The sequence below is a fragment of the Achromobacter sp. ES-001 genome (assembly GCF_019448355.1).
Classification (GTDB): domain Bacteria; phylum Pseudomonadota; class Gammaproteobacteria; order Burkholderiales; family Burkholderiaceae_B; genus Achromobacter; species Achromobacter spanius_B.
In genome coordinates, this window is record NZ_CP079940.1 from 5,438,065 (window position 1) to 5,460,414 (window position 22,350).

Consider the following 22,350-nt stretch of genomic DNA (forward strand, 5'->3'; position numbering starts at 1 on the left):
CAGTCGCAAGAACGGCGCGCGGCGACCCCATAAAAAATATCCACACCTGGAGAGAGACTATGAATACCCCCCTGCCCGCCCTGCGGCGGCTGGCCGTGGCCGCGATGCTGGCCGCGTCGACCCTTGGCGCTGCATCGTTCGCGGCATCCTCCGACACCGCCTCCGCCTACCCCGAGCGGCCCTTGCGCATCATCGTGCCCTTCGCCGCCGGCGGCGCCACCGATGTGATTGCGCGCACCGTGGCGCAGTCCATGTCCACCCGCCTGGGCCAGCCGGTGGTGGTGGAAAACAAAGCGGGCGCCAACGGCAACATTGGCGCCGTCATGGCGGCGCGCGCTGAGCCGGACGGCTATACGCTGCTGATGGCCACGTCCAGCCATGCCATCAATTCCACCCTGTATCACAAGCTGGACTACAGCTTGACGGGCGACTTCGCGGGCCTGTCGAACCTGGCGTCGGTGCCCTTGCTGCTGGTGGTGAACCCGTCGGTGCCGGCCAAGACGCCGGAAGAACTGGCCGCCTACGCCAAGGCGAGCGGCAACCGCGTGAACTACGCCTCGGGCGGCACGGGCACGGCATCGCACCTGGCGGGCGCCCAGTTCAATTCACTGGCCGGCGCGCAGATGACGCATGTGCCCTACAAGGGCGGCTCGCAGGCGCTGAATGACCTGATGGGCGGCCAGGTCCAGATCATGTTCGCGAATCTGCCCGAAGTGCTGTCGCAGGTGCAGGCCGGCCGCTTGCGGCCCATCGCCGTCACCGGCAAGCAGCGCCATGCGGCGTTGCCGGACGTGCCGGCGTTTTCTGAAACGTCCTACCCCGCCATGAACGCCCGGTCCTGGTTTGGCCTGTTCGTGCCGGCAGCCACGCCCGCGCCCGTGGTGGAAAAGTTGTCGCAGGCCATCACCCAGGGCGTGGCCGACCCCGCCGTGCAGGACAAGCTGAAAGGGCTGGGCGCCGACCCGGTCGGCGACGGCCATGCCGCGTTCCAGCAGTACGTGAACCAGGAAGTCGATCGCTGGAGCGTGCTGGTGAAACAGTCCGGCGCCACGGCGGACTGACGACCGATCAGGTCCTGCAATGCGCGTTGCAACGCGCGTTGCAGCCCGCGTTGCCCCCTTCGCAATCCCCTTCGCAATCCCCATCGCAACCCCTCAAAGGAAACACCATGCTTTACGACGTACGGACCTACACCTGCCGCGCCGGCACCATCAAGAAGCACCTGGCGCTTTATGCAGAGCACGGCTATGCGGTGCAAAGCCGCCACCTGGGCAAGCCGCTGGCCTACATGCAGACCGAGACGGGCGACGTCAACAGCTATATGCACATCTGGGTCTATGACAGCGCCGCCGACCGCGAAGCCAAGCGCCTGGCGCTGCAAAAAGACCCCGCCTGGGCCGGCTACCTGACCAAGAGCGCCGAGGCTGGCTATCTGATCCGCCAGGAAAACCGGCTGATGACGCCCACGGCGTTCTTCCAGCCTTGATGGCCCAAGGCCCAGGCCAAGGGCCAAGGGCCGAGGACCGTCCTCGGCGGCGCAACACCCGGTTGAGCCGCAACGGGCGGGAAGAAAAAATTCGGACATAATTATTGCCCTGGCACCCCGGCAGTCGCCTTGCGCCCGCCGCCCGCCCTGGCCTATCCGTGCCCGATTTTTCCATGAACCTTGCCCGCATCGACCTCGTCACCCTTGCCTTGTTTGTTGCCGTTGCGCGCCAGGGCAGCATCTCGGCCGGCGCGCGCCAGTCCCATCTGGCGGTTGGGGCGGCCAGCAAACGCATTTCCGACCTTGAGGCCGCCCTGGGCACCGCGCTGCTGTACCGCAACGCCGCCGGGGTAGAGCTGACCGACGCGGGCCAGGCCTGCCTGGTCCACGCGCTTCGTGTGTTGCAGGAAGTCGAGCAGATGACGGGCGCGCTGTCGGACTTTGCCCAAGGCGTGCGCGGGCAGGTTCGGATTGCCGCCAATACCTCGTCGCTGACGCAGTTTCTGCCCGAAGACCTGGCCGCCTTCATGGACGGGCACCCGGCCGTGCGCATCGACCTGGAAGAGCAGAACAGCAGCGACATCGTCACCGCCGTGCTGGAGAACCGCGCCGATATCGGCGTATTCGCCGACCGGACGGCGGCCGAGGGGCTGTCGACCTTTCCGTATCGGCTGGATGAACTAGTGCTGATCGTGCCGCAGCGCCATCCGCTGGCCGCCGAGGTGCAGGTGGCGTTTGCCGAGACCTTGGCCTACGACTACGTGGGCCTGCCGCCCGCCACGTCGCTGGCCACCCGCTTGTCCGAAGAAAGCGGTCGCCTGGGCCGGGCAATGCGGCTGCGCATCCAGGTGCGCAGCTTTGACGCGATCTGCCGCATGGTCACGGCCACCGGCGGCGTGGGCATCCTGCCGCGCATCGCCGCCGAGCCGCATGCGCGCTCGATGCCGCTCAAGCTGATCCCGCTGACCGACGAATGGGCGCGCCGCTGGCTGCTGCTGGGCGTGCGCGATGCCGACACGCTGACCGTGGGCGCCCGCCTGTTGCTGGCGCATCTGCGCGGCGACCACTAAGGCGGCATCAAGAAGGCGGCGATCAAGAAGGCGGCGATCAAGAAGGCGGCGATCAAGAAGGCGGCGACAAAGAAGGCGGCTGCCGCTGCGGGTTTGCCCGGGGTTTCTCGTTCCAGGAATACCCCTTTCCCCGATTGTCCATTCCGCTTCCCGCCGCTTCGCGGGCACACTGCCGCCTGTCAATCATCAATATCAAGCGTTGCCAAGGAGGCGAAATGGCTGGGCAGATTCTTGCTGGCATCCGCGTGCTGGAGCTGGGCCAACTGATAGCGGGGCCGTTCGCCGCCAAGACCCTGGCGGATTTTGGCGCGCAGGTCATCAAAATCGAACCCCCTGGGCAGGGCGACCCGCTGCGCAAATGGCGCTTGCTGCACGAAGGCACGTCGGTGTGGTGGGAAGCGCAGTCGCGCAACAAGCAGTCGGTGTGTGTGGACCTGCGCCAGCAGGAAGGCCAGGACATCGTGCGTCTGTTGGCGCAACAGGCCGACGTGCTGATCGAGAACTTTCGCCCCGGCACCCTGGAAAAATGGGGCTTGTCCTGGGAAGCCCTGCATGCGCTGAATCCGCGCCTGATCATGCTGCGCATCTCGGGCTACGGCCAGACCGGCCCCAAGGCGCGCGAACCGGGCTTTGCCGCCATCGGCGAAGCCATGGCGGGGTTGCGCTACCTGAACGGCGAGCCGGGTCGCGCGCCGGTGCGCGCGGGCCTGTCGCTGGGCGACACCATCGCGGGCCTGCATGGTGCGCTGGGCGTGATGATGGCGCTGTACCAGCGCGATGCGCGTGGCGGCGTCGGCCAAGTGATCGATGCGGCGCTGTACGAAAGCCTGTTCAACCTTAGCGAAAGCCTGCTCCCCGAATATTCCGTGTTCGGCGCCGTACGAGAGCCCGCCGGGGCCGCGCTGCCGGGCATTGCACCGTCCAACGCCTATCCCTGCCAGGACGGCTACGTGCTGATCGCCGGCAATGGCGACGCCATCTACACCCGGCTGATGGCGCGCATCGGCCGCGACGACCTCGGCCAGGACCCGGCCTTGGCGCACAACGACGGCCGCGCCCGCCGGGTTGCCGAGATCGACGCCGCCATCGGCGCATGGACGCAGGCCCGGCTGATCGACGACGTGTTGGCCGCCATGCGCGAAGCCGACGTGCCGGCCGGTCGCATCTATTCCGTGGCGGACATTGCCGCCGACCCGCACTACCGCGCCCGCAATGCCATCACCACCGTGCAATCGGCCGCCGGCGTGCAAGTGGAAATGCCGGCCGTCTTTCCGTATCTGTCCACCAACCCCGGCGCGGTGCGCGAACGCGCGCCCACGCTGGGCGAGCACACCGATGCCGTGCTGGCGCAGGCGGGCTTGTCGAACGAACAACGCGACGCGCTGCGCGCCAAGGGAGTGATTGCATGAGCGCCGGCCCCGCCAAGATCGAGATCAACGAAGTCGGCCCGCGCGACGGCCTGCAAATTGAAAAAAACCTGGTCGCCACCGATGACAAGGTCGCCTTTGTGGACGCCCTGTCCGACTGCGGCTTTGCGCGCATCGAAGTCACCAGCTTTACCTCGCCCAAGGCCATCCCCGCGCTGGCCGACGCCACGGAGGTGATGCGCCGCATCCGCCGCCGCCCCGGCGTGATCTATACCGCGCTGGTGCCCAACATCCGCGGGCTGGAACGCGCGTTGGAAGCGGGCACGGATGAGATGAACCTGGTCATGTCGTGCAGCGAGACGCACAACCGCGCCAACCTGCGCATGACGCGCGATCAGTCGCTTGCGGAGCTGTCGCAGGTGCTGGCCGCCGCCGCCCGCAGCGGCACGCCGTGCAACGTGTCGCTGTCCACCGCCTTCGGTTGCCCGTTTGACGGTGACGTGGCCGTGGACCAGGTGCTGGACCTGGCCGCACGGCTGGCGGACGCGGGCGCCACCGGCATCACGCTGTGCGACACCACCGGCATGGCGTATCCGACGCAAGTGGCCGCCTTGTGCGAACAGGCGTCCGCGCGCCTGCCGGGTGTGGCTCTGACCGTGCACCTGCACAATACGCGCGGCATGGCACTGGCCAACGCGATGGCCGCCTGGCAAACCGGCATCACCCGCTTTGACGCGGCGGCCGGCGGCCTGGGCGGATGCCCGTACGCACCCGGCGCCAGCGGCAACGTCAACACCGAAGAACTGGTGCACATGTTCGCCTGCATGGGCGTGGACACCGGCGTGTCGCTGGAGCCTTTGCTGGCCATCGTGCGCGGCTTGCCCGCACTGGTGCAGCGCGACCTGAGCAACGCCTTGCTGCAAGCAGGGCCACGTTTGGCAACGCATGCCGCGCCCGCCTGGCTGGCCGAGAGATTTCCGCAGTAGCAGTGATGCAGTGAAGTACGACGCGGCGCGGCCCAAAACGCGCAACCGTTTCATCCGTTTGTTTTGACCACACCTATAAAAAAGCAAGGAGACATCCCATGACATTGCCCAGCCTGCCCACCCTTCTGCGCGCCGGTATCGCCGCCGCGCTAGCCCTCGGCGCCAGCGCAGCCAGCGCGCAAGCGGACTTTCCCAATCGCCCCATCACGCTGATCGTATCGGCCGCGCCCGGCGGCACCACCGACATTGCCGCCCGCCTGATCGCCCAGCCCCTGGGCACGGCGCTGGGCCAAAGCGTCGTCGTCGAGAACAAGCCGGGCGCCTCCGGCGGCATCGCCGCGCAGGCAGTCGCCCGCGCCAAGCCCGACGGCTATACGCTGCTGCTGCAATACTCGGGCTTTCAGGTCATCACGCCCCACGTGACGCCTGCCGCCGGCTGGGACCCCATCAAGGACTTTGCCCCCGTCGCCAACGTGCTGTCGGCGCCGCAAGTCGTGGTGGTGCGCCCGGACCTGCCCATCAACTCGCTCAAGGAACTGGTGGCCTACGCCAAGGCCAACCCGGGCAAGCTGAACTACGCGTCATCCGGCAACGGCTCGCTGCAACAAGTGGCCACCGAACTCTTGAACCAGATGGCCGGCACGCAGATCACGCACATCCCGTACAAGGGCACCGGCCCCGCGCTGAACGACCTGCTGGGCGGCGCCGTGGACATGACCATCACCACGCCCCCGCCGCTGCTGGGCCAGATCGCCGCCGGCAAGCTGCGCGCACTGGCCGTCACCGGCAACACCCGCCTGCCGTCCCTGCCCAACGTGCCCACCGCCGCCGAAGCCGGCTACCCGGACTTGATCGTGTCATCGTGGTTCGCCATGTACGCGCCCAAGGACACGCCCGCGCCGGTCGTCGACAAGATCGCCGGTGAAATCCAGAAGATCATGAAGACCGACGCCTTCCGCCAGAAGGCCGCCGAACAAGGCGCCGAAGCCATTTTCATGGGGCCGAAGGAACTGGGCGCGTATACCCAGTCGGAACTGGACCGCTGGGGCAAGGTCGTCAAGGCCGCGAACATCACGGCGAATTGATTGGGGGGCCTGGCCCCTGGCTCCTAGTTCGCCACGAGACTCTGGCCGCTTTTTTTCTGCTGCTGACCGTAGTGCTGGGACAAGGGCAGCCACAGCTTGAACAGCGTGCCGCCCGGCAGTGGCTGCCAGGCGCACCGCGCCCCAAGTACCGTCACGCGATTGCGTATATTCGCCACGCCCCGCCGCCCCGGCAATGCCACCTCGGGCGGCGGTGGCATGAACGGTCGGCCGTTGTCCTGCACGCACACCCACACGCCGATCTCTTCCGCGCCGCCCACGGCCCCCGTCGCTTCGGCGGTGGTCACGGTGATCTCCGTCGCGTCGCTGTGCTTGACGATATTGGTCAGCACCTCTTGCAGGATACGCAGCACGTGTAGCGCGCTTTGCGCGTCGAGCCACTGCAATGGCGGCAGATCGCTCATCCGCCAACGCAGCGCGATCCCAGCCCCGGTCAACCTCGGCCCCAATCGAAAGCGCAAGGCCCCCAACAAGGCCAACAGGTCGGCATCGGTGCTTTCCAGGGAATCGATGGCGATCTTCAGGTCGTCGAGCGAGCTACCGCAGGGCGCCGTGTTGCGGCCGTTTGCCTACGCAGGCGTGTCGCTGCTGTCGGAAGACGGCTGGAAAACCAAGTCCAAACTCGCGGGCGCCCCCGACAGCGCGGGAAGCTTCACCACCACGATGCCCACCGACAATGTGGTCGGACGCATCGGCGCGGGCTTCCAGGTCACGCACGCCAATGCGCTGGACTTCAGGCTGCAATACGACGGCGAGTTCGCGTCGCGAGGCAACAGCCATTCGGGCTCGCTGAAGCTGGCTTATCGGTTCTAGAGGTATGCTTTGCTCACTGGCCGCCACGCCCCAGCGCGGGCCGTGGCGACGGCCCCACCGCAACCCAGGAGCATCGACATGAAGCTATCGAAGCGCGCGTTATTTGCAGGGCTGGCGCTGTCCGCGCTGTGCGCAGCGGCCCCCACGGCCATGGCGCATCACGGTTGGTCATGGGCGGAATCCGAACAGATGACCTTGCAAGGCACGGTCGAGCAGGTGCAGGTCGCGCCGCCCCATCCCACGTTAAAGGTGCGAGCCGATGATGGCGTCTGGGTGGTCGAGCTGGGCAATCCCACCCAGACGAAGGAAGCGGGGTTCGTCGAGGGTTCCGCCAAGCCGGGCGACGCCATCACCGCCATTGGCAACCGCGACCAGGACGCCGGCAACAGGCGCATGAAGGCCGTCCAGGTCACGGTGGGCGGCAAGACCTACGACATCTATCCCAGCCGCATCAAGAAACCCTGAGCCACGGCTTTCACCCATGCCTGAACCGCTGCGGCTGGCGCTGGACGCGCTGACGGCCCTGCCCCCGGCGCTGTGGCTGCGACGATCCGGAACGCTTTATCTTCTGGTCAACGCCGCCCATATCGGCGCCATCGGCCTATTGATCGGTTCGATCGTTCCGCTGGACCTGCGGCTGCTCGGCGTGCTCAAGCCCACATCCTTGGCGCTTCTGGCGCCTGTGCTGGCGCGCACCGCCTCGGTTGGCCTTGCGCTGGCCATACTGACCGGTGCAACGCTGTTCACCGTGCGGGCGCAGGAATACCTGGAAAATCCGGCATTCGTGGTGAAGATGGGCCTGTTGGGCGCGGGGCTTATCAACGCCTGGCTGGTGCGCCGGAGCGGGGCATGGGGACAGGTGCTACAAGGCGGCCCCGCGTCCACCGCGCTGCGCTGCCAGGCCGCCGTCTCGCTGCTGCTATGGACGGGCTGCCTGGTAGCGGGCAGATGGATAGGGTTCCTGTAGTCGGGAGTCGCTCAGTGCAATGCGCTACATCACCTTGACGATCTGGGGCGGACTCCACGTGCCATTCCCGGGAGGCAGGATGGAAGGCGCCTCGGTCTTCGGCCAGTACAGGCGCATGACCAGGTACATGAGATCGTTTGGTGCCGGCAGCCAGTTGTTCTCTTTGTCCGCGCCGGGTGACGTTTTCTGAAGGTACAGCGTCAGCGAGCCATCCGCGTTTTTCGTCATGGTCGAGAGCATCGGCGAATTAATCAGGTACCGATCGATGGAGTTCTCGATCAGCAACTGCGTCTTGCCGTCGTACATCGTCACCGACCAGAAAGCATTGACCGGCGGCAGCTGCCCCTCGCGAAAGGTAATGGTGTAGTTGTGTTTACCAGCATCCAGCGGCTCGCCATCGGGCAACGTCGTGGTCAGGGGGTAAGTGGCTTCCGCAGCGTCGTTGGCATATATGCCCGCCTGCGCCACCGCGGCCCGCTTCAGCCAGTCGCCGTGGTAGAAGGCGCTGTCGCCGCCGGCCTCCACGATGTTCCAGCCATTGACCTTCGTGCCCAGATTCTTGATAGCATTTTCGACCTTGGCATGCCCGTCTTGCATGCCTTGGACGACGGCGCTCTTTTGCTCGGCGGACAGCTGTTCGAAGCTGAACTTCTTGTCGGCGCCAATGCCCAGACGAGCAAGCTTCGCACGAATTGCCACTTCTTCCGGCGCGGCCGGGCCGAATTGCAAGGCGAAACCCAGGTATGTGAAAAAGTCGGTCTTTGCCAGATCGTTATTGATTCTTGGAAAGTCGATGGCGGGCGCGGCAGGAGGCGCCGGCTGTTTGAGATATGCAGAAAGCGGCTGTGCTTTGTAGCCCGATTGAATCGCTACGACGTTGGGCATGTCGGCCGGGTTGAACAGTTGAGTCCGAAAGACCGCGAAGGGAAGCTGCGTTTCGGATCGAAAAACCTTTCTTATGCCTGGAGGCATTACGCCTTTCCAATCGGGGCCAACGACCATGTAATCGCCAGCCTCGTCCCCGGTGGAACGGCTTCCGATGTAGCCGAAATTGTAGGTACTGCCGTCAATAAGCTGAACCGAGTAGTACCGAGGCTTAGTCACTGCCGGTACCGATAAAACGATCGGCTCGGTGCGTAGGTCCATGAACATCATGGAATACGGCGTGTCGCTGTTCGGCGAGATAATGGCCGTGTCCTTGTAGGTCGCGACATGGTGCAGGCTGCGAATCTGGTTGAACGGAGCCTTGTACTGGCTCGAGCTCTTGTCGACCGCGTACTCGTACATGATCGCGTAGTTCATCACAATAGGAAGACCGTAGATGTACCCTTCCTCCGCGATGGCCCGCGTTTCGGAGAGACTGATTTCCGCGCAGGCATAGGACGATGTGAAGGACGCAATCACCAGCATCGCGCGACAAACTGCTTTTGGTAGTTTGATGTCCATGAGGCTCTAATTCCATCTGTTAAGTCCAGCGGGTGAATCGGCTCGCCACTGACTGACGACAGGGCGAGTCGAAGCGAGTCTGACAAGCAGCCTTTAAAAACGAATGGTCAAGCCGGCCATTGGGCCGTGCAGCACAGCGTCGAACTTAAAGCCGCCGGCGCTGTAATCCACGCCCACAGCGCGGTAGCCGGCAGTCGCTGAGACGCTCTTGCTGAAGTTGTATCCCATGCCGATTCCAACATCCCAATCCGCATTCGCGCCGCCAGCGCCTACCAGGCCCCAGCCCGTCGCGTACAGTTTTGTAGTGAAAACGTAGTTGCCCCGCACCCCTACGACGGCATCCACCCACGTGGCGCCATCGCTGCTTTTCCTGCCATTCAGGCGTGCGCCCTTCAGCGTGATGTCGGTGTCTACCGACCAAACGCGTAAACCGGCCACGACGTCAAGGCTGTGAGGTGACTGATCCAGGACCGAATACCCTGCGCCCAGTAGACCGGTGAAGGTCTTGCTGTGGACGTCCGCAGTGGTTGCCACAACCTCACGGGGCGTGTCGCCCTGAGCGCCGACCTTTGCATAAATCAAATCGCCGAAAAGGCTGTACCGGCCCTTACGTGCTTCGCCGCTAAGCATGGCCGCGAAATCCAGGTTTTCGAGAATCTGATCAAAGCTCGTGTCTACATCGATGACCGGCAACCGTCGATGAGACACCTTTCCAGACAGCGCCGGTGCCCAGACATAGGGCGTGACTGAAAATTCCCATTCGCCTGATCGCCGACCGTCGGACACAGGCGTATCAACCTGGTCCGCGCCAAAACTCGATCCGGCGTAAAGCAGCCCGCCAACCAGACATCCAAGCATGCGCTTTATCATCGTCCCGCCTCGGCCCGCAAGAGCCAGTGAATTAATCACGGCGGCCCCCAAGGGGCCCTATCGAAACGACATCAGTCCGCTACCTGCAAATTCAAGCCCGGCAAATCTGCCCGTCCGTGGCGGGGCGCTGGGCCGAGGCGTTAGAAGCGCCAGCGGCCGAATATGAAAAGGACGTTACCCGTGCCGCTTGCACCTGGGATATAGGTGGCATAGAGCATGGCTCCCTTGTAGCTCGCGCTGACCAGTGGCAGGATGCCGGGGAAAGGGACATAACCCATGATGTCCTGGCGCGCGGTCAGAAATACGGTATAGCCCGCCCCCAGTCGGAAATTCTCGCTGACCTGGCCGATTTTCAGGAAGCCATAGCCTGCCGCGGGTTGGACCTTGCTGTGTGAGTCCAGAAAGGCCATGGCGTACAGGCCCTGCCAATCACCGTCTTCGTCGTAGATGCTGCGACCGTATCCGCCGCCCCAGGCTAATTCGTTAAAGCCGTTGATTTGTTCTTTGCTGTACGTGGCGCGGTTGTGCCACGTATATCCGCTGATGTAGAGATCGTTTCCGCCTTCGGTCCAGATCTGGTCAAGCCGGTTGCAGGCGGACCGCGCCCACGAGGGCATGCTGTCGCAAGACTGTGCAGGGGCCGCGAAAACAGAGAGCAGGACAACCAGTATCGCTACCCGCAGTCTTGCGGTCATTGCGGTCATTGCGGCCGTCGAGGAGAAATGACGGGTCCAGTACTGTAATGGGACAGCCCTTAATTTCCCGGTCATATCGACGTTCCCATTACGGCTGAAAAAAGCCTAGCCATTGAGTCTGTAAAGCGTATAGCGCCGGCTTTTATACATCTCCACCAATCGGGCTCTAACGCTTCCTGCTATTGAAGACTCCTTTTTTTTTGGGATGGCGACGATAGCCGATTCCCCCTTTTGCAGCGCCAGATTTTCCAGCTCGCCCAGGGCGATAAGTTCGGCTTTGCCGTCCGAGTAGAAGCGTGCCGAGAAAGGTCGGCTGTCCACAAAATAGAGCTTCTTGCCATCGCTCATTTGAGACCGAGCGACAGCCACCAATTCCTTCTCGGTCATCAGTGTGGTGGGCGCCATAAGCGAGATCACCCCGAGACTAATTGCCACTATGGGCACCAGACCTGCCGCCCCGATCAAAATCCGACTCAAGGGTGGTGCATTGCCTGCGGGAAGAAACGCTTGCGCGTATATCGAAATAAGTAGTGCAAGAGCAGGCAAGCTTGGCAGCACATACGTCCAAAGTATGTTTTCCGAGAAGGTGAAGAAGACGGGAGCAGCAATGGCCCACAGTGCCAGGTATCCGACGACAGGAGACTTATGAACCTCGAATGCCTTGGACCTGCGTGAGGCGCTGGCACCGATCCAAACAGCCAGCAGGCCCCCCATAATTCCCCACGGCAAGGATGCCAGCAGCCACTGCCACCAGATACTGCCCAAGGCGCTCTTGTGCGCCGTCCCATACAGATCTCCCTGCCAGCCCGCATCCACGAATCGCAGGAAGTGCTCGCCCACTAAAAAATACTGGAGAAATCCGGGGGTCTTTATCTCTGCGCAGAGGTACCAGGGAACCGTCAGCACGAGCATGACCAGCGTACCGGTGAACCACGGAAGAACGGTCAGATGCACCGTGCGCTCGCGGTAGATGGCCAGCCAAGGTATTACGACCAACCCAACGAGGACGAACGTCAGGGGCCCTTTCGACAACAGACCGATCGCCAAGCCTATGAAGAAGCCATAGCGCCAGAACTTGGTAGGCGTCGTTGGCGCAACAATGAACGCCAACATTGAATAGGTGACTCCCAGCGCAAAGAACGGATCCGTCAGTACTGCGCCGGCCGCGACCTGCGGTAGAAGCATGGTGGAGAGCATGAGCGTGGCCCATCGCGCTGTCTCTCGACTGAAAAGGAGGGTGGCCGCTCGGTAAAGCAAGGCTGCCAGCGCGGCCATGGCAAGGAATGACGGCAATCGAACCGCGAACTCCGACTCCCCAAGGATTCGCATCCCCAGGGCTTGACTCCAGAACGACAGCGGCGGCTTGCCCCAGAACGGCACTCCAGGTTCAAACCAAGGCGTTATCCAATCGCCGGTTTGGACCATAAGACGGGCGATCTCAGCGTATCTCGGCTCTGAGGGATCCATCAGCGGCACTGCCGCCATTGAAAACAGCCGAGCGATGACGATGCCTGCCAGCCCCCAGAAAAACCAGTTAGCCTTCAACTGCATTTTTTTCTCGGAATGGGGCGTAATGCGAGTGGGTCTCAGTGGTGTAATCGAGCACGTCGCGTACGACGAAGACGGGACGCTGCTTGCTTTCCAAGTACCCCTTGCCGACGTATTCGCCCAACAGGCCGATAGTCAAAAGCTGAATTCCGCTCAGCAACGTAATCATGGCCATCAGTGACGGATAGCCCGGTACGTCATCACCGAACATCATGGTTTTGAAGATAATCCAAAACCCAAATGCGGCGCCTGCCAATGCCACAACGGCGCCTATCCCCGTCGCCCACCGCAACGGAGCGGTTGAGAAGGAGGTGATTCCTTCAAGGGCGAGCCCGAACAGGGCGAAGTAGTTCCATTTTGTCTTGCCGGCAGCCCTGGGCGCGCGGTCATAGTCGATGACTTTGGTCGGGAATCCGATCCAGGAATACAGACCTTTCATATAGCGGCACCGCTCCGGCATTTGAAGCAGGGCCTCTACCGTTCTTCGACTCATAAGGCGAAAGTCACCGGTGTCTGCGGGTATCCGCGAACGGCTCATACGACTCAGGATCCGGTAGAACGCATACGCAGACAACCGCTTCGCGGCACCTTCCCCCTCGCGCTTGCGTCGTCGCATGGAGACGATGTCGAAGCCGTCGCGCCAAGCCCTTACCATATCTGGAATGAGCTCAGGAGGATCCTGCAGGTCGGCATCCAACATAATCACGGCCTCACCGCGGGCATGCGCCAACCCTGCGCTCATTGCAGCTTCTTTTCCGAAGTTTCTGCTCAGGCGCACGACTCGCACCCTGGGATCCCGTCGAATCAGCGCAGCCACGAGCTCCACGCTGTTGTCCGTGCTTCCATCATCCACGAACACGATTTCGTAGGGTTGGGCCAGCCCTCCAAGAATCCCTTTCAGCTTCGCATAACAGACGGGCAAGACGTCCTGTTCGTTCAAGAACGGGACGACAACCGAGATCTGAATTGTGCTTACCGCTTTCTTGACGGCTTCAGACGGACTTGGCAGCGATGTGATCACAGTATGACCCCGTTCGATATCGAAGGACTGCCGACCTACGGAAGTTCACCACCATACTCGTCGAACATGCGCAATAAATACGCTGCGGCTTCGATTCATATCGAGCCTACCCGTATGCACAGCGTCAGAATAAAGGCGAACAAGACAGTCGGATACCCGGGAATACGAGCGACCGCTACTTAACGCTTTTAAACATGCCACGCAACGAGAAAACCACCAAAAGTAATATGCCCTGAAACCCCGGTCGGATCGGTTGGCAACCGACGCAATGCGCGCAGCGACGCGCTTCACGCTACTTGCCGGCAGAGGAATAATCCATACCTCATGTTGGGTACGGCAACAGGCGACCAAACGGTTCTTGCTTTTTCGGATGAGTCTTTGATTCAAGACGCCCGGCGCGAAAGCGTTGCGCCATGGCTTTGCTGTAACGAGGGCGGGGCGGGAAACCAAATAACGCCATCTCCCGCCGCCCGCATTATGCGTGCTGAGCCTCTTCGATCTTTCCGCCCTGCTCCGCGCGAATTTTGAACCAGATCGAATACATCGCCGGAAGGAAGACGAGCGTCATGATCGTGCCGCCCAGCGTGCCCCCAATCAGGGTATAGGCCAGCGTTCCCCAGAACACCGAATGCGTGAGCGGAATGAAGGCCAAAATGGCTGCCAGGGCGGTGAGCAACACCGGACGCGAGCGCTGCACCGTGGCTTCAACCACCGCATGGAACGGGTCCAGCCCCTCGTTCTCATTGTGGTGTATCTGCCCAATCAGAATCAGCGTGTTCCGCATCAGGATGCCGGACAGAGCGATCAGGCCCACCAGTGCGTTGATCCCAAACGGTTGCTGGAAGATCAGTAGAGTCGGCACCACACCGATCAGACCGAGCGGCGCAGTGAGGAAAACCATGACCATGGCCGACATCGAACGCACTTGCAGAATGATGATCAGCAGCGTCAGGGCGATCATGATCGGGAACAGAGGCAGCATCGCCGTGCTGGCTTTGCCGGACTCTTCAATCGACCCGGCCTGCTCGATCCGATATCCATTGGGAAGCTTGTCGATGATCGGTTGCAGGTCCTTGGTGATTGCCGAGGAAACGTCCGGCGGCTGTAGGCCTTCGGCAATGTCACCCCTTACCGTCATGGTGGGCGTGCGGTCGCGGCGACGCAGAATGGGATCTTCCATGCGAACCTCGACTTCCCCCACCTGAGACAGAGGAATGCGCTGGCCGGCGGAACCCACCAGGGTAAAACCTTCAATCTTGGCCGGATCGAGTCGGATATCGCCCGCTGCGCGCCCCATCACCTGGACCGAACGAATGTCTTCGCGAACGGACGTGATCGGCACACCCGTAAGCAGGAATTGCAACTGCTGGGCGACGGCCGAGGACGTCAGCCCAACGGCCTGCAAACGGTCCTGATCCAGCGAGAAATGCAGTGTCGGCACTAGCGGGCCCCAGTCAGTATTGACCGTGCGCATCATGGGGCTGGCTTGCATTACCTGCTGCACCTGGCCGGCGATATCGCGCAACGTGGACGGGTCAGGTCCCATTACACGGTAGGCCACCGGGAATGGCGAATACGGGCCGAACACAAGCTGCGAGACCCGCACGCGGGCTTGCGGCGCAAGTCCGTCAGCCGTGGCTTCGCGCAGGCGCAGCTTGAGCTTTTCCCGCGCCTCCTGGCTGTCGGTAAGCACAACGATCTTCGCAAACGAGGGATCGGGCAGCTCAGGCGCCATGGCCAGATAGAAACGCGGTGCGCCCTGACCGACATACGCGGTGACGATCTTCGCTTCTTCCTGCTTTTGCAGCCACGCTTCAATCTTCGCCGTGGTGGCGCTCGTCTGCTCAATGGAGGTGCCATAAGGCATCTGCACCTCTACCAGTACTTCCGGACGATCAGAGTTTGGGAAGAACTGCTTCTTGACCACGCCCATGCCGGCGATCGCCACGATAAATGCCGCGATTACCGTTCCTGCCACCAGCCACTTGCGGGCGATGACCCGGGTCAGCACCCTGCGGAAGCGGTTGTAGCGAGGCGTGTCGTAAATCGCCGCGTGCCCCCCTTCGACCTTCTTTATCTCCGGCAGCATCTTCACGCCGAGGTAAGGCGTAAACACCACGGCGACGACCCAAGAGGCGATCAGGGCAATGCCCACGATCCAGAACATATTGCTGGTGTATTCGCCCGCCGTCGACTGGGCAAAGCCGTTGGGCATGAAGCCAACTGCGGTGACCAGTGTGCCAGAGAGCATTGGCGCGGCGGTGTGGCTCCAGGCATATGCCGAGGCTCTGATCCGGTCGTAGCCCTCTTCCATTTTCACGACCATCATTTCGATGGCAATGATGGCGTCATCGACCAGCAAGCCAAGCGCCAGAATCAGAGAACCCAGGGTTATGCGGTCAAAGTTCTTGCCCGTGGCCGCCATGATCACGAAGACCACCGCCAACGTCAGCGGCACAGCCGCCGCCACGACCACGCCTACGCGCCAGCCCATGCTGACAAAGCACACCACCATCACCACCAGCAGGGCGACGAAAAATTTGACCATGAATTCGTCGACCGCCGAGCTGATGTTGACAGACTGATCGGTGACCTTGGTCAGGGTCATGCCCAGTGGCATGTCCTCATTGATTTTGACTACCTCTGCATCGAGCGCCTTGCCGAGATCCAAGCCATTCCAACCCTCGCGCATGATGACGCCCAGCAGCAAGGCTTCTTCGCCGTTATTGCGCACCAGGAACGTCGACGGGTCTTCATACCCGCGCTCGACGGTTGCTACATCCGAGAGCTTCAGCGTGCGTCCGCGAGCTACGATGGGCGTATCGCGGATCTTTTCCAGTTTGTCGAAGGCCCCGTCAAGCCGCAGGAAAATCTGTGGCCCTTCGGTATCAATGGAGCCGGCCGGGGTAAGTACGTTCTGACTGTTCAGGGCAGAAAAAATATCCTGTGGCGAGACCCCGAGCGTCGCAAGACGGTCATGCGCAAACGAGACAAATATACGTTCGGCTTGCTCGCCAATGATGTTGACTTTCTTAACACCAGGCACGTGCAGAAGACGTTGTCGCAGCGATTCGGCATCTCGCACCAACAGCCGCTGCGGCTCGCCCTTTGCCTTAAGCGCGAAGAGCGCGAAGGTCACATCCGAAAACTCGTCGTTGACCATCGGCCCGATAACACCGGCCGGCAACTTGCCCGATTCGTCGCTGAGCTTCTTGCGCGCCTGATAGAACTCCTCCTGGACTTCGGAAGGCGGCGTCTTGTCCGCAAGAGACACCATGGTGAAGGCCAGGCCCGGACGGGTGTAGGTTTCCGTTCGGTCATACCACTTCAGTTCCTGCATGCGCTTTTCGAGCGGCTCGGCCACCTGGTCTTGCATTTCCTGCGCCGTGGCGCCGGGCCACGCGGTAATGACTGTCAGCTGTTTGACGGTGAAGGGCGGATCCTCGGCGCGGCCCAATTGGAAAAACGCCAAGGTCCCGGCAATCGCAATCAGAAAGATCAGAAATACCGTAATCGAGCGCTCACGAACTGCAAGCGCGGATAGATTGAAACGTCCCTCGCTCATGGACGGCTCCCCGCTACGCTGGAAACGTCCTGAGACGCCACCCGAACCTGCTCGCCCTCATGCAGCAGATGGGCACCCAGCGCGATAATCTGCTCGCCGGCTTTCAGGTCGCCGGACACGCGCGCAGCATCATCGCCCAGGCTCAAGACGTCCACGGGTCGCCAAGTCACTATGGCCGGGTTGCCCGCAATAGCCCACACGCCCGTTCCCTTGCCGGCGTTGTAAACGGCGGCGATCGGCACCTGAAGCACCTGCTTGTTGGCGGGCCCGTCGGGAATATCAAGAGTGACCGTCGCGCCCAGTGGCGCATTAGCCAGCGCGCCTTCCAGCACATAGCGCGCCTCGAACGTCCGAGTAAGGCGGTCCGCCGACTCAGACAACAGCCTCAGCTTGGCGGATACCGCACCGGCGTTGCTGCCATATAACGTCGCTTGAGCGGTGGATCCAGGAGGCGGGCGCAGCGTCTCCGGCAGGTTCACGATCGCTTCTCGCTGGCCAGCCCGCGCCAGTCGAACCACGGGTTGCCCAGGGCTGACGACCTGCCCGGGCTCGGCCAATGTCTCCATAACCACACCATCGGCGTCGGCCAGCAGCACGGCGTAGCCCGAGGCATTGCGGGCCACATCGGCCTGTGCGATGGAGGCGCTGAGCTGCGCCTTTGCCGAGTCGGCAGCTGCCTTGATCTGGTCATACGCCGATGCCGACACGGCGCCGGCCGCGACCAGATCACGATAGCGCGCCTCGTCATCGGCGGTTTGCTTGGCGCGTGCCCGCGCGGCCGTCACCGCCTCTTGCTGTGCGCGCGCCTGAAGGCCCAGGTCAATGGGGTCCAGCCGCATCAGGGGCTGACCGCGCTTGACGGTCTGTCCAGTATCGACCAGACGCTCTAGGACCTTGCCCGAAACGCGAAAGCCCAAGTCGCTCTGCACCCGGGCGGCGACAGTGCCGGTGAACGAACGGGATATGTCGGAAGAATGTTGGACCGCTGTCGATCTCACGAGTGGCGCGCGCGTGCGTGGATCGTCGGCCTTGGAGGACTCGCCACACGCCGTCAAGACGAAAGGCAGCAAGCAAACGGCAATAGTGGCAGGTCGAAGCCGAAGCATGGGTTCCCTTACTTAAATGAGTAGAACAGGAACCGCATTCTCAAACTAGTGACCAGTAAAGTCAACAGTCACTACACATTCAGGGCGACAGGCTCCTCAAGATGAGGGCGGAAAGCTGCACTGCCGACTCAGTCGCCATGTCGAGGTTGTACTGAAGCTGTACGGGATTGATATAAGGCCGCATGACCAGATAGATTGCGTTGGACGCTTCATCCAGCGGCGTCTTGCGCTCGAATTCGCCGGATTCGCGCCCCTCTAGAAGGATGCCTTGGATCACCTGACGCAAATGCGCCTCCAGGGCGCGCACGGAAGGCCACTGGTCGCGTGCGGCAACGGCAGCGATGTCGTAGAGCTTGCGATCATGGAAGAAAAGATCGCTGCCGGTTTCGGTCAGAGCGCGGAAAAGCCTGCGCAATCGCTCTGAAGCCGTGGGCGAATCAGCGATCACAGAGTCAACCACCTGCATGATGATCGCAAGCCGGTTCGAGCAAATCACCTCGCCGATCGCCTGCTTCGAGTCGAAGAATTTATAGATATAAGCCTTGGAGAATCCAATCGCCTTGGCCAGATCGGACACCGTGGTCTTCTCATAGCCGTAGTGGCTGAAGTGCTCGGTCGCCGCCTCGACGATCTGGTCGCGTACGTTGTGCTCCGAAGGCCCACGCGAGTGGGTGGTAGTGCCGTTTTCAGTCATTTAATTAGCTTAGCCTGACGAACTGTGATTGACAACGAGTGACCATATAGTAATATCGTCACCTCAGATTGCTCATTCAAGGATCCCGCATGCTTTCCCCTCGCTCTCTCGCCCTCGTCATGAGCGCCTGCCTGATGACGGGTTGTGCGGTGGGTCCGGACTATCACCGACCGGAGACTCCCCTTTCAGAGCACTACATGGGCCAGCGCGCCGTCGAAAATCGGGCAGCAGCGACCCCCGCCAGCCTTGCGATCTGGTGGGAGGGCTTTGGAGACCCAGTACTGAGTCACTTCGTCACAAGGGCGCTTGAGCAGAACCTGGATTTGGCCCAGGCCTTGGCCAGGGTGACTCAGGCGCGCGCCGGCCTCGGCGCTGCGACAGCCGCATTATTGCCCACCGGGAATATCAATGGCCAAGCAGGACGTTCTTATCAGTCTATTGAAACTCCGCTCGGGCAGGTGCTGAACGCCACCCCGGATTTTGACCGGTACGGCAATTCGTACGAGACCAACCTGGGAGCAAGCTGGGAACTGGACGTGTTTGGAGGGTTGCGCCGCGAACGCCAGGCCGCGATGGCCGAATACCAGGCATCCGAGGCGGGTGCTGCCGCTACACGACTGGCCGTCGCCGCGCAGACTGCCGACATTTACATCACCATTCGCGGATTGCAGGCGCGCCTGGACATTGCGAGCCACCAGGTGAAGACGCAACGTGGGTTACTGGAGAAGGTTCGCTTACTACACAGCAAGGGCCTTGCCGCCGAGTACCAGGTTCGGCAGACCGAGGGTTCGCTCGCCCAGGTACTGGCAACGGTTCCCGTAATCCAGACCGGCTTGGACGCCGCGATGAATGCACTGGACGTAATGCTAGGCACCCCGCCCGGCACCAATCGCTCGGAACTGGCGGCCACCGGAGTTATCCCCAAGGCGCCGCGGATCGCGTCCACAGGGACGCCCGCGGATCTGTTACGGCGCAGGCCCGATCTCATCGTGGCAGAACGTCGGCTTGCCGCGTCCAGCGCGCGCATTGGCGTGGCTATCGCCGAGTACTACCCAAAATTCTCCCTGAGTGCCTTGCTGGGTAGCGCCGCATCCATTTCCAGCGGCAACCTTTTCTCCAGCGGCGCCAGCCAGTCGGCGGCGGTTCTAGGTCTACGGTGGCGGCTTTTCGACTTCGGTCGTATCAACGCGCAGATCGATCAGGCCAAGGGACAGGAAGCAGAAGCCCTCGCGGCCTACCGCCAGTCCGTGCTGCGCGCCACCGAAGACGTCGAGAACGCCTTCTCCGCCCTGGTCAACCGCGAGACGCAAGCCACGACGCTTGCCGGTGGCGAAGATTCTCTGACCCGTGCGCGTCAGTCGTCATTCATGGCCTACGAGAAAGGCACAGCCAGCCTGATCGATGTCCTGCACGCAGACGAAACGCTGTTGCAGGCTTCGGATGCCCGAGCGCAAGCGCAGACCGATTCGGCACGGGCGGCCATCTCGGTGTTCAAGGCGCTTGGCGGCGGCTGGCAGCCCCCTCAATTCGAATCCGTGGCGGTTCGATGACGGGCATCCTGTTCCACTACGGCAAGCCCCTTGAGGCAGGTAGGGCTCGGCCCGCAAGGTCACGGTGCGCCCCGCGAAACGCTCATCGGCCCCATCCAGCATGCGCACGCCGGTAATCGGATCCGCGATGCAGAAGCCGACGCTCAATTTCGTGGCAAACTTCGACAATAAATGCCTCCCATAGGAAACATCGACATTGTCGCGCGCCCTTCGATATCTTTCGTCGCCGGCCTTACGTTGGGCTTTGCCGACGCTAGCCCTGCTGGCCACCGCCGGGTGCGGGTCCGGTTACGCCGATAGCACGACGAAGGCACCGCTGCGCAAGCTGAACCCCGCTGCGACGCAGGCTTATGAGATACGGCTCACACTTGCCAATGCGTCCGATCTATCAAGCGCGGGCGACGGCAAATCGCCGTTTACGGTGGCAGAGGGCACTGTGCAGTTCGACGCCAGCAACGGCGCCCGCTGTGGAAAATCCAACGCCCTGTCCGGCCACGTGCCGACATTGTCCAGCCACGAACCGTTCCGCCTTTCCCGTATATCCGCCACCGAGTACGTGGGCACCGTGTATGCCGACATGCTGCTCGACGAGGACTATTACGGGCGCGGGGTATGCCATTGGGCATTGACTGAAGCGCGCGTCGCTTTGCAAGCGCGGACGGATAATGCCGATACGCGATTCGTAGCCGGGCTGCCCGCGGAAAAAATGCTCGCGGGCGGTACCCAGGCGCGCTATTTCTGGAAAGGGTATTACCCTCGATTCGAGGGCGGGCAACATACCGATTACGGAACGCCCCAGCTGGATACCGTTTCGGCCGAAAAGCGAAACGAGTTTTTCACCGTGACGCTGACGGCCAGGAAGATCGCTGGCGACGCGCAAGCCAAGTAAACGTCTATCACCCGCGTCATGCCTCGCATTGACAAAACCCTTTTCGATGTCTTAGGATCCCGCCTCTTCTTCAACCCGCTTTTCCATTTGAGTGCAACCGTGTCTGCCATCCGTCACTACGCCTAAACGCCGACGACTACCGCCCTGGTAATCGCGGTCTGCCTGCGCGCCCCGTGCTGCTCGACGCCTGAGTCTTGAGCGCACGCCATGGGGTCCAGGCGCGGTTCCAGGAAGCACACACCCACTCGCTTTCCTTTCCCGTCCAGACTGCGTCGTCGGCTTTTCCATCACACTGGAGAAGATCCCATGACGCAAGATTTCTGCGCTTACGCGCAATCGCTGGACCTGTTTCGCTATCCCCGCACTCCCCACCTGGAAGGCTCGCGCCTGCAAGACGGCGACGAAGGCCACGACCACGTGCCGTACCGTCAATTGGCCGGCCTGCACCTGGTCGTCGAAGAAAAGCTCGACGGCGCGAACACCGGCATCAGCTTCAGCCCATCTGGCGAACTGCTGCTGCAATCGCGCGGCCACTACCTGGTGGGAGGCGGACGCGAACGGCAATTCAGTTTCGTAAAAGCCTGGGCCGCGGCGCACACCGACTGGCTGCTTGACCGTCTGGAGGATCGCTACGTGATGTATGGCGAAACGCTGTCGAAGAAGCACTCGGTTTTCTACGACGCCTTGCCGCATCATTTTTTTGAGTTCGATGTCCTGGATCGTCACAGCGGCGAATTCCTGTCCACCCAGGCGCGCCGCGTCTTGCTGGCCAATGGCCCCGTGCTGTCGGTGCCCGTCCTGTATGAAGGCGTGGCGCCACCCAGGCTCGACACGCTCAAGGCCCTGCTGCGGCCGTCGCTGGCCAAGACGCCAGACTGGCGCAAGGCTTTTGAAGCCACCGTGCAACGAGAAGGCTTGGACCTGCAGCGCGCCTGGAAACAATGCGACAAATCGGACCTCTCGGAAGGCCTGTACGTCAAAGTGGAAGCCGACGGCAGGACGATCGCCCGCTACAAGTGGGTAAGACGAGATTTCGTTCAAGCCATTCTGGATTCGGACAAACATCATTCCGAGCAGCCCTACGTGCCCAACCAGTTGGCGCCCGGCGTTGATCTCTACGCGCCGCGTCTCGCGGTGGACTGGGACACGCTGCGCGGCGCCGCCGGACAATAAG

21 protein-coding genes are annotated in these 22,350 nt (G+C 62.2%); 12 read left to right on the forward strand and 9 right to left on the reverse strand.

All coding sequences use genetic code 11. The features are described 5' to 3' along the window. Positions 1-59: 59 nt before the first annotated feature. From KYT87_RS24675 to KYT87_RS24700, 6 genes are all read left to right on the forward strand, one after another. Positions 60-1,061 (forward strand): tripartite tricarboxylate transporter substrate binding protein, encoded by a 1,002-nt coding sequence (locus KYT87_RS24675; protein WP_046803816.1) that lies wholly within the window; start codon positions 60-62, stop codon positions 1,059-1,061. Between the two features lie 107 nt (positions 1,062-1,168). Next, on the forward strand, positions 1,169-1,486 hold the full coding sequence (locus KYT87_RS24680; protein WP_046803815.1) for an NIPSNAP family protein: 318 nt from the start codon (positions 1,169-1,171) through the stop codon (positions 1,484-1,486). A 173-nt stretch (positions 1,487-1,659) separates the two neighbouring features. Next, entirely contained in the window at positions 1,660-2,556 is an 897-nt protein-coding gene (locus KYT87_RS24685; protein ID WP_104142319.1) for a LysR substrate-binding domain-containing protein, read from the forward strand. A 215-nt stretch (positions 2,557-2,771) separates the two neighbouring features. Then, positions 2,772-3,965 (forward strand): CaiB/BaiF CoA-transferase family protein, encoded by a 1,194-nt coding sequence (locus KYT87_RS24690; RefSeq protein ID WP_162941276.1) that lies wholly within the window; start codon positions 2,772-2,774, stop codon positions 3,963-3,965. After that, positions 3,962-4,909, forward strand: coding sequence for a hydroxymethylglutaryl-CoA lyase (locus KYT87_RS24695; RefSeq protein WP_219991086.1), 948 nt, complete (start codon positions 3,962-3,964; stop codon positions 4,907-4,909). The genes KYT87_RS24690 and KYT87_RS24695 overlap by 4 nt, the downstream gene beginning before the upstream one ends. Before the next feature lie 98 nt (positions 4,910-5,007). Next, a complete protein-coding gene (locus KYT87_RS24700) occupies positions 5,008-5,994 on the forward strand; it encodes a tripartite tricarboxylate transporter substrate binding protein (protein ID WP_046803813.1) in 987 nt (328 codons plus the stop codon). 23 nt (positions 5,995-6,017) lie between these two features. Here the strand turns inward: KYT87_RS24700 and KYT87_RS24705 are convergent, their stop codons facing one another. Beyond that, on the reverse strand, positions 6,018-6,416 hold the full coding sequence (locus tag KYT87_RS24705; RefSeq protein ID WP_219991087.1) for a sensor histidine kinase: 399 nt from the start codon (positions 6,414-6,416) through the stop codon (positions 6,018-6,020). A gap of 106 nt (positions 6,417-6,522) precedes the next feature. Between KYT87_RS24705 and KYT87_RS24710 the strand changes: the two genes are divergently transcribed. The 3 genes from KYT87_RS24710 to KYT87_RS24720 all read left to right on the forward strand — a co-directional run bounded on the left by KYT87_RS24710 (position 6,523) and on the right by KYT87_RS24720 (position 7,792). Continuing rightward, a complete protein-coding gene (locus tag KYT87_RS24710) occupies positions 6,523-6,825 on the forward strand; it encodes an autotransporter outer membrane beta-barrel domain-containing protein (protein WP_219991088.1) in 303 nt (100 codons plus the stop codon). A gap of 78 nt (positions 6,826-6,903) precedes the next feature. After that, positions 6,904-7,290: a DUF6152 family protein gene (locus KYT87_RS24715; protein WP_046803811.1), complete on the forward strand. Its 387-nt coding sequence runs from the start codon at positions 6,904-6,906 to the stop codon at positions 7,288-7,290. A 16-nt stretch (positions 7,291-7,306) separates the two neighbouring features. Next, positions 7,307-7,792 (forward strand): DUF6644 family protein, encoded by a 486-nt coding sequence (locus KYT87_RS24720; protein ID WP_219991089.1) that lies wholly within the window; start codon positions 7,307-7,309, stop codon positions 7,790-7,792. Between the two features lie 24 nt (positions 7,793-7,816). Here KYT87_RS24720 and KYT87_RS24725 read toward each other — a convergent pair whose 3' ends face one another. The 8 genes from KYT87_RS24725 to KYT87_RS24760 all read right to left on the reverse strand — a co-directional run bounded on the left by KYT87_RS24725 (position 7,817) and on the right by KYT87_RS24760 (position 18,737). Next, positions 7,817-9,238 carry a DUF1254 domain-containing protein gene (locus tag KYT87_RS24725; protein ID WP_219991090.1) on the reverse strand — a complete coding sequence of 474 codons (1,422 nt, stop codon included), beginning with the start codon at positions 9,236-9,238 and terminating at the stop codon, positions 7,817-7,819. Positions 9,239-9,331: 93 nt separating this feature from the next. Then, on the reverse strand, positions 9,332-10,147 hold the full coding sequence (locus KYT87_RS24730; protein WP_223264696.1) for a hypothetical protein: 816 nt from the start codon (positions 10,145-10,147) through the stop codon (positions 9,332-9,334). Between the two features lie 101 nt (positions 10,148-10,248). Beyond that, a complete protein-coding gene (gene pagP, locus KYT87_RS24735; protein WP_046803807.1) occupies positions 10,249-10,803 on the reverse strand; it encodes a lipid IV(A) palmitoyltransferase PagP in 555 nt (184 codons plus the stop codon). Between the two features lie 105 nt (positions 10,804-10,908). Continuing rightward, positions 10,909-12,354, reverse strand: coding sequence for a glycosyltransferase family 39 protein (locus KYT87_RS24740; protein ID WP_219991091.1), 1,446 nt, complete (start codon positions 12,352-12,354; stop codon positions 10,909-10,911). After that, positions 12,338-13,372, reverse strand: a complete 1,035-nt coding sequence (locus KYT87_RS24745; RefSeq protein WP_370638733.1) for a glycosyltransferase family 2 protein — start codon at positions 13,370-13,372, stop codon at positions 12,338-12,340. Before KYT87_RS24745 ends, KYT87_RS24740 begins: the two co-directional genes overlap by 17 nt. 475 nt (positions 13,373-13,847) lie before the next feature. After that, positions 13,848-16,937 carry an efflux RND transporter permease subunit gene (locus KYT87_RS24750; protein ID WP_219991092.1) on the reverse strand — a complete coding sequence of 1,030 codons (3,090 nt, stop codon included), beginning with the start codon at positions 16,935-16,937 and terminating at the stop codon, positions 13,848-13,850. Further along, positions 16,934-18,043, reverse strand: a complete 1,110-nt coding sequence (locus tag KYT87_RS24755; protein WP_219991093.1) for an efflux RND transporter periplasmic adaptor subunit — start codon at positions 18,041-18,043, stop codon at positions 16,934-16,936. Before KYT87_RS24755 ends, KYT87_RS24750 begins: the two co-directional genes overlap by 4 nt. Before the next feature lie 79 nt (positions 18,044-18,122). Further along, positions 18,123-18,737, reverse strand: coding sequence for a TetR/AcrR family transcriptional regulator (locus tag KYT87_RS24760; protein ID WP_120156942.1), 615 nt, complete (start codon positions 18,735-18,737; stop codon positions 18,123-18,125). An 89-nt stretch (positions 18,738-18,826) separates the two neighbouring features. Here KYT87_RS24760 and KYT87_RS24765 point away from each other — a divergent pair, with 89 nt between their 5' ends. The 3 genes from KYT87_RS24765 (at position 18,827) to KYT87_RS24775 (ending at position 22,349) form a co-directional block, all read left to right on the forward strand. Beyond that, the gene (locus tag KYT87_RS24765; RefSeq protein ID WP_219991094.1) at positions 18,827-20,287 is read left to right on the forward strand and encodes an efflux transporter outer membrane subunit; all 1,461 of its coding nucleotides are present in this window, start codon (positions 18,827-18,829) and stop codon (positions 20,285-20,287) included. Positions 20,288-20,483: 196 nt separating this feature from the next. Next, on the forward strand, positions 20,484-21,176 hold the full coding sequence (locus KYT87_RS24770) for a hypothetical protein (RefSeq protein WP_219991095.1): 693 nt from the start codon (positions 20,484-20,486) through the stop codon (positions 21,174-21,176). A gap of 306 nt (positions 21,177-21,482) precedes the next feature. Further along, positions 21,483-22,349, forward strand: a complete 867-nt coding sequence (locus KYT87_RS24775; RefSeq protein WP_120156946.1) for an RNA ligase family protein — start codon at positions 21,483-21,485, stop codon at positions 22,347-22,349. Position 22,350 lies beyond the last annotated feature (1 nt).